The organism is Streptomyces callyspongiae (assembly GCF_047200695.1).
Lineage (GTDB): Bacteria > Actinomycetota > Actinomycetes > Streptomycetales > Streptomycetaceae > Streptomyces.
Genome location: NZ_JBJZOM010000002.1, coordinates 1 through 12,317 on the forward strand (window position 1 = coordinate 1; position 12,317 = coordinate 12,317).

Sequence of the window (12,317 nt, forward strand, 5' to 3'; positions counted from 1 at the left end):
GGCAGCGGAGGAGACGAAGGAAGCCCGGAAGGGCGAACAGGACGACGACGGCTGGGACTTCTGAGACCAGTCGTCACGGAACCGTCCGGCCAGGGGCGGCGAGGAGGAGCGTATGCCTGACGCGTACCCCCGCCTCGCCGCCCCTTCGGCTGCCCCGGCACTGGTGCTGGTGGCGCACGGCAGCCGGGACCCCCGGCACGCGGCGACCGTGGCGTCGGTGTGCCGGGAGCTGGGAACGCTGCGGCCCGCACTCCGCGTCGAGGCCGCCTTCCTGGAGTTCGACACACCACCGGTCGGCCGGGTGCTGGAGGCCCTGCACGGCGAGGGCCGCCGCGAAGCCGTCGCCGTGCCCCTCCTGCTCAGCCGCGCCTTCCACGCCAGGACGGACATCCCCCGCACGCTGCGGGAGGCCGTGTCCGCACTGCCGGGGACGGAGGTGCGGCAGGCCGATGTCCTCGGGCCGGATCCGCTGCTGCTCACCGCGCTGGAGCACCGGCTGTTCGGGGCGGCCCCGGACACGGAGCCCGGGCGGACCGGGGTGGTACTCGCCGCGGCGGGCTCCTCCGACCCGACCGCGCTCGAGGCCGTCGAAGGCCTTGCGGCACGTTGGGAACGGGACGCAGGCTGGGCCGCGGTGCGGACGGCCTACGCGTCCGGGGATCTCCCGGGGACCGCGGACGCGGTGCGGGGGGTCCGCGCCACGGCCGGGGTGCGGCGGGTCGCCGTGGTCCCGTACGTGATCGCGCCGGGACGGCTCCCGGACCGCATCGCCGCAGGCGCCCGGGAGGCCGGCGCCGACGTGCTCGCGCCGGAGATCGGAGCCGCGCCGGAACTCGTACGCCTCCTCTCGGACCGCTTCGACGAGGCGGTGACGGACTCCGCCGCGTCACGGGCGGCCTGAACCGGGCCTGCCCGGGCCCTGCACCGGCCGTCCAGGGGCGCACCGCGCCGTCGTCGGGGGCCGGTCAGTGCTCCCGGCGCCCCAGCACGGCCTCCTCGTCCGCTGCCGAGATGCCGACGCGCGGGCGGTCTGCCCGCTGCGGAACAGCACCGCCCAGGGCCCGCATCCAGGCCCAGGTGTCCCGCACCGTCTCCCGGACCGGCCGGCACGCCAGTCCGGCCGCGCGGGCCCTGCTCGCGTCCGTCCCGTACAGCGCGTCGTGGAGCGGGCCCGGAGGCAGCCACACCGGGAGATCCGTCCACGGCGCGATCCCGGCCCGCTCGATCACCTCCGGCGGTGTCCACCGGAGCTCGGCGTCCGACTCCGTGGCGGCCACGCACTCCTCGAGAAGCTCCTGCGTGGTGGTGTGCCCGGGCGGGCCGATCACGTTGTACGGCCCCTGCCGTCCGTCCTGCAGCGCCTGCAGCGTCCATCGGGCGAGGTCGCGCACGTCGATGTACTGCAGCGGCAGGTCGCGCGGCCCCGGCGCGAGGACCGGGCCGCCGCGTGCGATGCGCTCCAGCCACCACGGCAGTCGGCCGACGTCCTCGTGAGGGCCGAGGATCAGCCCGGCCCGCACGTGCAGGGTGCGGTCCGGGCCGAACGCGTCCTCGGCCGCCAATTCCCCGCCGCGCTTGTCCCGCGCGTAGTCCGTCGCGCCGGCGTCCGGTGAGCCCTCGACCACCGCGGCGGACTCGTCGCTCCCGGACGGTCGGGGAACCGGGTACACCGATGCGCTGGAGATGTATCCGTAGCGCCCGACCCGGTCGGACAGCAGCCGCGCGGTGTCCCGCACGGCGGTCGGCGCGGCGGACCAGGTGTCCACGGCAAGGTCCCACTCCCCCGTGCGGAGAGCCGTCGGCCCTCCCGGCTGCGTGCGATCGCCGCGCAGCGACCGCACACCCGCGGGCGCGGGCCGGGAGCCGCGGTTGAGAACGGTCACCTCCCAGCCCCTGACCACCGCCTCCTCCGCGACGGTGCGCCCCACGAACCCGGTTCCGCCCAGCACCAGAAGTCTCATGAGGGCATCGTGCCCCACCCGCGGCACAGCGGCACGGCATCGTGCCCGCGGCCCGATCGCCGAGGACGAACGGGCCTCCCCGTCACCCGTCCTGCCCGGTCAACTCCAGCAGCGCGGTGACGGTGCGCCAGTTCCGGGCGGTGAGGGTCAGCCGGGGACGCGCCGCCTCGAGCGCGGCGGGAAGACGGCTGCGCCCCATGCCGCCGGGGAACCAGGCGTAGACCGCCCGGCCGATGTGGTGGAACTCGTCGGGCGCGTACGCGGCCGGGTCGACACCCGCGAAGTGGTCCTCCGCAGGGGTCTCCTCGACGAAGAAGACCTGGAGCTTCGCCGGGTCGAGCTCCGCCGCGGGGAAAGGGCACCTCCCGACGACGTCCCGCAGCTCCTCCCCGGTGCGGAGCAGGCAGGGCACCTGGAATCCGAACCGTTCCGCGAGGGCGTGCTGGAGGCGTTCCCGGGGGGCGGCTCCGGCACGCTCCTGCTCCGGGGGAACGGCGAAGACGACGTTTCCGCTCTGCAGGTGGGTGCGGACCCCGGTCCAGCCCAGGCCGGCGACGGTTTCCCGCAACTCGGCCATCGGCACCTTCCGGCGCCCTCCCACGTTGATCCCGCGCAGCAGCGCCGCGTACGTCGTCATGGGCCCACGGTACGCGGCTGCGCCGACAGCGGCCCCTCCTCCGGGGAGGCCGGGTCGCGGAGGAGCCACGCGGCACGGGGCTCGACCAGCGGGCGGACGAGGCGACGCACCGGCGGTGTGCACAGGGCGGTGACCGCGAGGGCGGCGGCAGCGGTGACGAGGACCATGCCGGCGGGGGTACCGAGCCACGCGGGCTCGTACCAGCCGCGGGCGGCGGCCCCCTTCACCAGGAAGCCGTGCAGCAGGTAGCCGTAGAGCGTCGCCGCACCGAGGCCCGTGTACCAGGTGCGGCGGCGCGGCACCCAGGCGAGGAAGCATCCGGTCAGCACCGCGGAACACCCCAGGAGTGCCAGCGCCGCAGCGACCCCTGTGGCAGTGGAGGCGCCCAGCGCCTGCGCGCTGTCGCGGTGGTAGAGCCAGGCGTGGTCCAGCCGCGGCGCGGCCCAGTAGGCGGCGGCCGAGGCGGCGGCCGCCACGGCCACTGCGGCGGCGCGCACCCGTCGGCCACGGAGCCGGTCGAAGTGCGCGGGCCGGAGCAGCGTGCCCAGGACGAAGAACGGCAGGAACTGCAGCACCCGTTGGAGGTCGAGGTCCGGACCGATGCCGGGAGTGACGGAGGCGAGCACGGCGATACCGACGGCGACCGGCAGCGGGCGGCGCACGATGCGCCACACGGGGGCGCTGAGCCGCCAGAGGAAGAGGGCCAGCAGGAACCAGTCGAGGAACTGGGGATCGATCACGTTGACGGGGTAGGACGGATCGTGGGCGGCCCAGCGCCGGAAGTGGGCGTAGAGCACCTCGAAGAACAGGTACGGGAGCAGGAGGCCCGCGACGAGCCGGTGCAGCTCCCAGGGGCGCAGCGCGATGTTCCGGGAGAAGTAGCCGGAGACGACGACGAACACCGGCATGTGGAAGGTGTAGACGAGGTCGTAGAGCGCGAGGACCGTGCGGTGCTCCGCCAGGTACGGTTCCCAGCCGTGGGCACAGGCCACCAGGACGAGAGCGAGGTACTTCGCGTTGTCGAAGTACGGTTCCCTGCCGCTGCCGGAGTACAGGGGGCCCGCCGGTGGGTGCGCGCCGGTCGCGGCCTCGCGGCGGTGGCCGCCCGGCAGGGGCGTCCCCTCCGCTTCCGTCCGCGTTCGGCGGGCGAGCCCCGGCATGCTGCTGACGCCTCCACCTCGCACGTCGACCCGTTGGGCCCGACCGTAGCGAGGGCGCGGGCCGCCGTCCGGGAGCGGCGCGCGGAGCTTGCGGGGCATGCCACCCGGACGGGCGCCGGCCGGGTCACGAGACCGGGCGGGAGTCAGTCCAGACCGACTCGAACTCCTCACGGTAGGTGTCGAACAGTCCCGGGTCCGGGTCGTCCTGCCGGTCGGGGGTGCCGCCGACCAGGCGGCGGCTGCCGCCCCGGAGCACCAGGACGGGGGCCTCCATGCCGCGGGTTCGGCGCAGGTAGGGCTGCACCACGGCGAGCCCGTCCGCTCCGTCCCCGTCCACCAGGTACGCGGTGAACCGCGGCGTCTCGTCGAACACGTGGATCCGGAAGGCGGCGGGATCACGCAGCCGCGACCGGACCCGGCGCACGTGCAGGATGTTGGTCTCCACCGTGCGGCTCAGCTCGCCCTTCCTCAGTCCCAGTTCCCGCTCCCGGCGGCGGACGGCGCTGCTGGCGGGGTTGAGGAAGAGCAGGCGCACCCGGCAACCGGCCTCGGCCAGTGCGACCAGGCGTCGTCCGCTGTAGTTCTGGACGAGGAGGTTGAGCCCTATGCCGACGGCGTCGAGCCTCCGTGCTCCGCCGAAGAGGTCCTCCGCCGGCAGGCGGCGTTGCAGGCGTACCCGGTCGGGGTGGACCCCGACCACGTCGGAGAACCGGTCGCCGACCAGGTCCTCGACGGCGTCCACCGGCAGCCGGCGCGCGGAGGGCGGGGCGTCGCGGGAGGTGCCCAGCAGGTCCAGCAGCCGAATCGAGGTGCGTTCGGTCTGGGCGAGTACGGTCTCGGAGAGCGCCCGGTTCCGCGCGACGGCACTGCGGGCGATCTCGAGCTCGTCCAGGGCCAGTTCCACCTCGCGGCGGGTGGCGAAGTACGGGTCGAAGCACGGCCAGTGCTGCACCATCAGTTCCCGGAGCTGCGGGAGGGTCAGAAAGGTCAGGACGGTGTCGTCGTCCGGGTCCAGCAGGTAGCCCTTGCGGCGGCTCACCTCGCGGACCGCGACGGCGCGCTGCACCCACTCCTGCCCGGCCGGCCCGGCTGCGGCGATCACCCACTCGTCCCCGTGCACCGGTTCGTAGACGGGGCGGAGGACGGCGCCGACGACGGAGCGCATCCGCTGCTCGACCAGGTTCAGCCACACGTAGGCGCGGCCCGCGCGGCGGGCGCGGAGCCGGACCTCGGCCCAGGTGTCCTGGCTCCAGTCCAGGTCGGCGCCGATCTCGAGGGGCCGTGCGAGCGACACGGCGGCCGAGGGCGCACCGTCCGGGGCGGTGCCGTCCGCCCCGCGGTCCGGCCCGTTCTCCCCCGGGGGGAGTTCCAGCCCTCCCGAGCCCACCTGCGCACCGCCTTCCGCGACCCCGTTGTTCGATCAAGGAAGACTACTGCGGGGCCGGGAGGCCGTGCACCCGGTTCACCGATCAACTTCCCAGTCCCGTACGACCGTACGAGGGAAGATCGCGCTCGGTCCCGTCGGCGCGGCGATTCCTGCGCAAGGATGCTGCGGTGCCCCACCGCACGCGGCTGCCCGCCGCGGAGCGGACGACGATCGACCGGGAAGAGACGACGCGCATGCAGGTCTGGCCGGGACAGGCGTACCCCCTCGGCGCCACCTACGACGGGGCGGGGACGAACTTCGCGGTGTTCTCCGAGGCCGCGGAACGGGTGGAACTGTGTCTGCTGCACGACGACGGTTCGGAGACCGCGGTGGAGCTGCGGGAGTCCGACGCCTTCGTGCGCCACGCCTATCTGCCCGGCGTGATGCCCGGGCAGCGCTACGGGTTCCGGGTGCACGGGCCGTACGAGCCGGAGCGCGGCCACCGCTGCAACAGCGCGAAGCTGCTGCTCGACCCGTACGCCAAGGCGATGAGCGGCCGGGTCGACTGGGACGAGGCCGTGTACGGCTACCACTTCGGTTCGCCCGAACGGCGCAACGACCTCGATTCGGCGCCGCACACCATGACGTCCGTCGTGGTGAACCCGTACTTCGACTGGGGCGACGACCGGTTGCCGCGGACCGAGTACCACCACACGGTGCTGTACGAGGCCCACGTGAAGGGCCTGACGATGCTGCACCCCGAGCTCCCGGACGAGTTGCGGGGCACCTACGCGGCGCTGGCGCACCCGGCGGTGATCGACCATCTCACCCGGCTGGGCGTGACGGCCCTGGAACTGATGCCCGTCCACCAGGCCGTCACCGACAACCGGCTGGCCGACGCGGGCCTGTCGAACTACTGGGGCTACAACACGATCGGCTTCTTCGCACCGCACAACGCCTACGCCTCCTGGGGGGACCGGGGCCAGCAGGTGCTGGAGTTCAAGCAGGCCGTGCGGGCACTCCACGAGGCGGGGATCGAGGTGATCCTGGACGTGGTCTACAACCACACCGCGGAGGGGAACCATTTGGGGCCCACGCTGTCCTTCCGCGGCCTGGACAACGCCTCCTACTACCGGCTGGCGGAGGATCCGCAGTACTACATGGACACCACCGGCACCGGGAACTCGCTGCTCATGCGGAGCCCGCACGTGCTCCAGCTGATCATGGACTCGCTGCGCTACTGGGTCACCGAGATGCACGTGGACGGGTTCCGCTTCGATCTGGCGGCGACCCTCGCCCGCCAGTTCCACGAGGTGGACCGCCTCTCGTCGTTCTTCGACCTCGTTCAGCAGGACCCGGTGGTCAGTCAGGTGAAACTGATCGCCGAACCGTGGGACGTGGGCGAGGGCGGCTACCAGGTCGGGAACTTCCCCCCGCTGTGGACCGAGTGGAACGGACGCTACCGGGACACCGTGCGCGACATGTGGCGCGGCGAGCCGCGCACACTGGCGGAGTTCGCCTCACGGCTGACGGGCTCGTCGGACCTCTACCAGAACGACGGCAGGCGCCCGCTCGCCTCGATCAACTTCGTCACCTGCCACGACGGATTCACCCTGCACGACCTGGTGTCCTACGACACCAAGCACAACGACGCGAACGGCGAGAACAACCAGGACGGCGAGAGCTGGAACCGGTCCTGGAACTGCGGCGCCGAGGGCGACACCGACGACCGCGACGTGCTGCGGCTGCGCCGGAGGCAGATGCGGAACTTCGTGGCGACGCTGATGCTCTCGCAGGGCGTGCCGATGCTCAGCCACGGCGACGAGTTCGCCCGGACCCAGCACGGCAACAACAACGCGTACTGCCAGGACAGCGAGCTGTCCTGGGTCCACTGGCCGGCCCGGGGCGAGGACACGTGGGCGGTCGGGATGTGCGGCTTCGTGCGGACGATGGTCTGGCTGCGCCGCGACCATCCGGTCTTCCGCCGCCGGCGGTTCTTCCACGGGCGCCCCGTGGAAGGGACGCACGACGAGCTCTCCGACATTGCCTGGTTCACCCCGGACGGCCGCGGGATGGCACAGCGGGACTGGCAGGAGGCCCAGGTCAGGACGCTGACGGTGTTTCTGAACGGCAGTGCCATCTCCGAGCCGGGAGTGCGGGGGGAGCCGGTCACCGACGACTCGTTCCTGCTGATGTTCAACGCGCAGGACACCGCACGCGAGTTCGTCGTTCCCGTGGGGCACGGACGGCAGTGGGAGGTGGTGGTGGACACCGCACGGGAGGACGCCTCCCCGGACACCCGCAAGGTGCGGGCCGGTGAACACCTCACACTCACCGACCGCAGCCTCGTCGTGCTGCAGCGTCCTGCCTGAGGTCTCTGTGGATCCGACCGCCACCTACCGGCTCCAGCTGCGTCCCTCCTTCCCGTTCGCCGCCGCGGAGGGGGCCGTCCCCCGCCTCGCCCGACTCGGCGTGTCCCACCTGCACCTGTCCCCCGTCCTGACGGCCGTGCCCGGTTCGGAGCACGGCTACGACGTGACCGACCCCACGACCGTGCGGGAGGAGCTGGGCGGCGAGGCGGGACTGCGGAGCCTGTCGGACACCGCACGCCGGCACGGGCTCGGCCTGGTCCTGGACATCGTGCCGAACCACATGGCCGTCCCCGCCGACCTCCGCCTGAACCGCCCCCTGTGGGAGACGTTGCGCGACGGACCGGGCGCGGCGCGCGCCGGCTGGTTCGACGTGGACTGGGAGGCGGGCGGCGGCCGGATGCTCCTTCCCGTGCTCCCGGCGCCGCTCGGGGACGCCGCGGACTCCCTGGAGGTCGCCCCGGACGGCACACTGCGGTGCGGCCCGCTGGTGCTGCCGCTGCGTTCCGGCACGGCGAACCTGCCGATGCCGCGGCTGCTGGATGCCCAGCACTACCGCCTCGCCTGGTGGCGGCTGGCCCGCACCGAGCTCACCTACCGCCGGTTCTTCACCGTGTCCGGTCTGATCGGCGTGCGTGTGGAGGACCCGGAGGTGTTCGCGGCGACCCACGCCACGGTGCTGCGGCTGCTCCGGGAGGGCGTGGTGCAGGGCCTGCGCGTCGACCACCCCGACGGGTTGGCCGACCCGGGCGCCTACCTGCGGCGTCTGGCGGCGGCGACCGGCGGCTGCTGGACGGTGGTGGAGAAGATCCTCGCACGTGAGGAGACCCTGCCGGACGACTGGCCGGTGGCCGGCACGACGGGCTACGACGCCCTGCACCGCATCGACGGAGTGTTCACCGACCCCGACGGCCACGCCGCGCTCGTGGGCGTGTACCAGGAGGCCACCGCCGCGGACGGGAGGGACGCGCACCTGGGCGGCTCCTGGCCGGAAACCGTGCGGCACGCCGCGCACGAGGTGGCGGGCGAGGAACTCGCCGCCGAGGTCGAGTGGCTGACCCGCACCGCTGTCCGGGTGTGCGAGGAGTCCGACGATCTGCGGCTGCGGGACCACGCCCCGTGGGCGCTGCGCCGGGCGGTCTGCGAGGTCATGGCACGGCTGGAGGTCTACCGCCCGTACGTGCGGCCCGGTGCACCGGTGCGGGCTCCGGACGAGAAGCTGCTGGAGGAGGCGGCGTCCGGAGCCCGCACGGCGTTCCGGGTCGCACGGGAGGCGGACGCCGTGCAGGTGGTGCGCGACCTCGCGCTGGGCCGGAGGGGCGACGGCACCGCCCAGCGGGACTTCGCCGCGCGGTTCGCGCAGGTCGCCTCGGCGCTGCGGGCCAAGTCCGTGGAGGACACCGCGTTCTACCGGTACGCGCCGCTGCTGTCGGCGGCAGAGGTCGGCGGCGACCCGGGACGTCCCGCCGTGTCTGGCGAGGAGTTCCACGCGTTCTGCGCCCGGGCGCAGCGCGACTGGCCGCTCGGCGGAACCGTGCTGTCCACGCACGACACCAAGCGCAGCGCGGACGTGCGGGCCGCGCTCGCGGTGCTCACCGAATGCCCCCAGTGGTGGCGCGCCGCCCTGGACGAGGCGGCGGAGCGCACGGCGGCCCTCCCGGACAACGGTCATCGGGCTCCGGACGCGCACAGTGCGTGGGTCGCCTGGCAGACGGCCTACGGAATGGGAGTTCCCGAGTGCGACAGGCTGACGGCGGCGCTGCTGAAGGCGGCCCGCGAGGCGGGCCTCCGCACAACGTGGGCCGATCCGGACGCGGACTACGAGGCGGCTCTGGAACGGTTCGTGGCGGGGGCGGTGTGCGGACCGCCGTGGGCCGCGCTGTCCACGCTCGTCGCGGAACTGGAGCCGCACGTGCGGGCCACGTCCGCGGGGGCGGCGCTGCTCCAGCTGACGATGCCCGGAGTGCCGGAGGTGTACTGGGGGACGGAGCGGTGGCGGACGTCGCTGGTCGATCCGGACAACCGCCGGGTGCCGGACGTCCTCGGCCTCTCCGACCAGGACACCGACCCCGATCCCAAGCTGCGGGTCACGGCGGCGGCGCTCCGGCTGCGCCGGGAGCATCCGGAGTGGTTCGGGCGCGGTTCCTCCTACGTGCCGCTGCGGGCGAGGGGGCCCGCGGCGGAGCACTGTGTGGCGTTCGCACGCTCCGGCGCCGCGGTCACGGTCGTCACCCGGCTCTCGCTGCGTCTGCTCCGGAGCGGCGGCTGGCGCGGCACCACGCTGCGCCTGCCGCCGGGCCGTTGGCGCGACGCCCTCTCCGGCGGCGTCGCCGAGGGCACCACAGCCGTGGCGGACCTGCTACGGGAGCGGCCGGTCGCGCTGCTGACACAGGACTGAGGCGGCGCCCCTCCACGGGGGCAGGGCGGTCCGGTCGGGCTCACGGGCCGGTGAGCCGGAACCCCGTCTCGCCGAACTGCACCAGGTCGCCGGGCCGCACCGGCACACTGCCCGTGACCCGCCGGCCGTTGACCCAGGTGCCGTTGCTCGAGCCCAGGTCCCGAAGGCTCCATCCGGAACCGGTGTGGCGGAGCTGCGCGTGCGTGCGGGAGACCGTGTGGTGCGTCAGCCGCAGCACGGAACCGGGTGCCCGCCCGATGGACAGCGGATGCGGCCCGGGCCCCGGAAGGAGCAGTTCGGGAAGGCGTTCGCGCTGCCACGCCCTGCGCACCAGGACCGGGAAGGCCGACACCCTCCCCACCATCCGGTAGAGCCACGGCGGACCGGCGCTCCGGCGGTCGAGGTCGGCCAGCACTCCGTCGAGCTCCTCGCGGCACCGTGCCCGCAGCACGACGTCGGTACGGCGCAGCAGGGTGTCCTGGGACACCCGCCCGGCGGCGGCGCTGTCCCGCAGCACCTCGAGTGCGTGCTCCCGTTCCGCGTCGGACAACCGCGGGGAGGGGGCGCTGAACTCGGGAGATGCCATGCCGTCATTGTCCGGACCGGGCCAACCCCTGTCCAGAAGACGGAAGTTCCGCCCGAATCCAGGTTCGCCCCGGTCCGGAAATCCGGTGGAGGCCGCCGACCGTCCCGCCCTACGATGCTCGTGCCCGGACACCACCGCGGGGAGGAGGCGCGAACGATGCACCGCAGGATCATCTCCACGTGCTCCCACCCCTTCCGCCGGGCTACCGCCGACTGACCGGGAGTGCGCCACCTCCCGGAAGGACACCCGTGACCGACGTGGTCATCCGCCCGCTCGCCCAGGACGATGCGGGCAGGCTCTTCACCTCCCTGCACGACGACGGACTCGTCGGGCCGCCGCTGCTCGGCCGCCCGTACGCCACCGTGGCCGACGGTGGCGCGTACCGGCCGGAGTGGACCTGGGTCGCACTCCGCGACGGCACCGTGGTCGCACGGGCCGCGTTCTGGGGCGGCCCGCACGACGAGGAGCCGGTGGTCCTCGACTGGTTCGACTTCGCCCCCGGCGAGCGGGACGCGGCCGCGGCGCTGCTGCGCGCCGCACCCCACTACGAGTACGAACTGATCCTTCCGCCCCGCTGGCGTGACTCACCGGATGTGCGCGCCGCCGCGGAGGACCGCATCGCAGCGGCGTCCGCCGCCGGCTACCGGCCGCTGGTGGAGCGGTTCCGCTACCTGTGGACACCGGAGTGCGGACTGCCGGACCGCCCGGACCGCCTGGTGTTCCGGCCGGAGCCCGACGACGACGCGGTGCTGGACGTGCTGCGCCGGGTGGAGGCCGGCTCGCTCGATGCCCACGCCCGCGCGCTCCTCGACACCGAGGGGGTCGATGCGGCAGCCCGGGACGAGCTGGCCTTCCTCCACTGGCTGCCCTCGCCCCGCGACTGGTGGCGGCTGGCGTACACCCGCTCCGGTGAGCTCGTGGGGCTCCAGATCCCCGGCCGCAACCACCACGGACCGGTCGTCGGCTTCATCGGCGTCGTCGCGGACCAACGCGGCCACGGCTACGCCTACGACCTCCTCGCCGAGTGCACGCACCAACTCGTCGCGGAGGGCGCCCGCGGGATCGCGGCCGCCACCGATCTCGGCAACACTCCGATGGCCGCGCACTTCGCCCGCGCCGGCTACCCCGTGGTCCAGCACCGGTTCTGCATGGGCTAGGTGCGTTGTCCCGACACGATGGCGACACCGCCGCTGCGCCTGCGGCGGTCGCTCACGCGCGGGCGACGCGAAGGCGCCCCGGGTCTCAACGCGTAGCGGCAGCCGGGGTGTCGGCGGGTTCGGCGGCGTCGAGACCGTCGGTGAGACGTCCGAGGAGGCTGCGGAGGGTGCGGATCTCGTCGAGGGTGAGGTCGGTGGCGTCGAGCATCCGCAGGGGTACGCACAGGGCGTGCTCGCGCAGCGCGGCTCCCTCGTCGGTGAGGGCGACACTCACCGAGCGCTCGTCCTCGGTGCTGCGTGCGCGGCGCACGAGTCCCGCGGTCTGCAGGCGCTTCAGCAGCGGCGAGAGCGTGCCCGAGTCCAGTCGGAGGCGTGCGCCGATCCGCTTCACGGGAAGTTCGCCCTCCTCCCACAGCACCAGCATGACGAGGTACTGCGGATAGGTGAGTCCGAGGTCCTTGAGGAGGACGCGATAGAGGCTGCCGAACGCACGCGATGCGGCGTGCAACGAGAAGCAGATCTGGCGATCCAGGCGGAGGAGCTCCTCGTCCGGTACGGGGCGCGACGACGTCATGCGGCCATGATAGCTCCGCAATTCTTTTAGTTGTGCACAATTTAATTGCGTGCTCTACTGTGTCGCACGGTCGGGATCACCCGGCCGTGCGATGCGAGAAGGGACCGCG

Annotated in this window: 10 protein-coding genes; 4 read left to right on the top strand and 6 right to left on the bottom strand. The window is 73.5% G+C overall.

Annotated elements, in window-relative coordinates:
- Positions 1–112: 112 nt before the first annotated feature.
- Positions 113–901, top strand: coding sequence for a sirohydrochlorin chelatase (locus ACL06G_RS01800; RefSeq protein WP_412787826.1), 789 nt, complete (start codon positions 113–115; stop codon positions 899–901).
- A gap of 64 nt (positions 902–965) precedes the next feature.
- Here the strand turns inward: ACL06G_RS01800 and ACL06G_RS01805 are convergent, their stop codons facing one another.
- The 4 genes from ACL06G_RS01805 to ACL06G_RS01820 form a co-directional block, all read right to left on the bottom strand.
- Complete coding sequence (locus ACL06G_RS01805) at positions 966–1,961, bottom strand: NAD-dependent epimerase/dehydratase family protein (protein ID WP_412787827.1); 996 nt, start codon at positions 1,959–1,961, stop codon at positions 966–968.
- An 82-nt stretch (positions 1,962–2,043) separates the two neighbouring features.
- Positions 2,044–2,598 carry a DUF1697 domain-containing protein gene (locus tag ACL06G_RS01810; protein ID WP_412787828.1) on the bottom strand — a complete coding sequence of 185 codons (555 nt, stop codon included), beginning with the start codon at positions 2,596–2,598 and terminating at the stop codon, positions 2,044–2,046.
- Complete coding sequence (locus ACL06G_RS01815) at positions 2,595–3,758, bottom strand: acyltransferase family protein (RefSeq protein ID WP_412835248.1); 1,164 nt, start codon at positions 3,756–3,758, stop codon at positions 2,595–2,597. Before ACL06G_RS01815 ends, ACL06G_RS01810 begins: the two co-directional genes overlap by 4 nt.
- A gap of 124 nt (positions 3,759–3,882) precedes the next feature.
- Complete coding sequence (locus tag ACL06G_RS01820; RefSeq protein ID WP_412835249.1) at positions 3,883–5,145, bottom strand: DUF5919 domain-containing protein; 1,263 nt, start codon at positions 5,143–5,145, stop codon at positions 3,883–3,885.
- Positions 5,146–5,378: 233 nt separating this feature from the next.
- Here ACL06G_RS01820 and glgX point away from each other — a divergent pair, with 233 nt between their 5' ends.
- Together glgX and treY are read left to right on the top strand one after the other, a co-directional pair.
- Entirely contained in the window at positions 5,379–7,496 is a 2,118-nt protein-coding gene (gene glgX, locus ACL06G_RS01825; RefSeq protein ID WP_412787867.1) for a glycogen debranching protein GlgX, read from the top strand.
- Between the two features lie 7 nt (positions 7,497–7,503).
- Positions 7,504–9,891: a malto-oligosyltrehalose synthase gene (treY, locus tag ACL06G_RS01830; protein WP_412787831.1), complete on the top strand. Its 2,388-nt coding sequence runs from the start codon at positions 7,504–7,506 to the stop codon at positions 9,889–9,891.
- A gap of 40 nt (positions 9,892–9,931) precedes the next feature.
- On the opposite strand, the gene ACL06G_RS01835 is transcribed toward treY, so the two are convergent.
- Positions 9,932–10,477 carry an FHA domain-containing protein gene (locus ACL06G_RS01835; protein ID WP_412787832.1) on the bottom strand — a complete coding sequence of 182 codons (546 nt, stop codon included), beginning with the start codon at positions 10,475–10,477 and terminating at the stop codon, positions 9,932–9,934.
- Positions 10,478–10,725: 248 nt separating this feature from the next.
- Here ACL06G_RS01835 and ACL06G_RS01840 point away from each other — a divergent pair, with 248 nt between their 5' ends.
- On the top strand, positions 10,726–11,634 hold the full coding sequence (locus tag ACL06G_RS01840) for a GNAT family N-acetyltransferase (RefSeq protein ID WP_412787833.1): 909 nt from the start codon (positions 10,726–10,728) through the stop codon (positions 11,632–11,634).
- A gap of 85 nt (positions 11,635–11,719) precedes the next feature.
- Here ACL06G_RS01840 and ACL06G_RS01845 read toward each other — a convergent pair whose 3' ends face one another.
- Positions 11,720–12,208, bottom strand: a complete 489-nt coding sequence (locus tag ACL06G_RS01845; protein WP_412787834.1) for a MarR family winged helix-turn-helix transcriptional regulator — start codon at positions 12,206–12,208, stop codon at positions 11,720–11,722.
- Positions 12,209–12,317: the final 109 nt, after the last annotated feature.

Bases quoted from the DNA above. Each gene is read 5' to 3' on its own strand.
- ACL06G_RS01800 (WP_412787826.1), top strand. From the start codon at position 113: ATGCCTGACGCGTACCCCCGCCTCGCCGCCCCTTCGGCTGCCCCGGCA.
- ACL06G_RS01805 (WP_412787827.1), bottom strand. From the start codon at position 1,961: ATGAGACTTCTGGTGCTGGGCGGAACCGGGTTCGTGGGGCGCACCGTC.
- ACL06G_RS01810 (WP_412787828.1), bottom strand. From the start codon at position 2,598: ATGACGACGTACGCGGCGCTGCTGCGCGGGATCAACGTGGGAGGGCGC.
- ACL06G_RS01815 (WP_412835248.1), bottom strand. From the start codon at position 3,758: ATGCCGGGGCTCGCCCGCCGAACGCGGACGGAAGCGGAGGGGACGCCC.
- glgX (WP_412787867.1), top strand. From the start codon at position 5,379: ATGCAGGTCTGGCCGGGACAGGCGTACCCCCTCGGCGCCACCTACGAC.
- ACL06G_RS01835 (WP_412787832.1), bottom strand. From the start codon at position 10,477: ATGGCATCTCCCGAGTTCAGCGCCCCCTCCCCGCGGTTGTCCGACGCG.
- ACL06G_RS01845 (WP_412787834.1), bottom strand. From the start codon at position 12,208: ATGACGTCGTCGCGCCCCGTACCGGACGAGGAGCTCCTCCGCCTGGAT.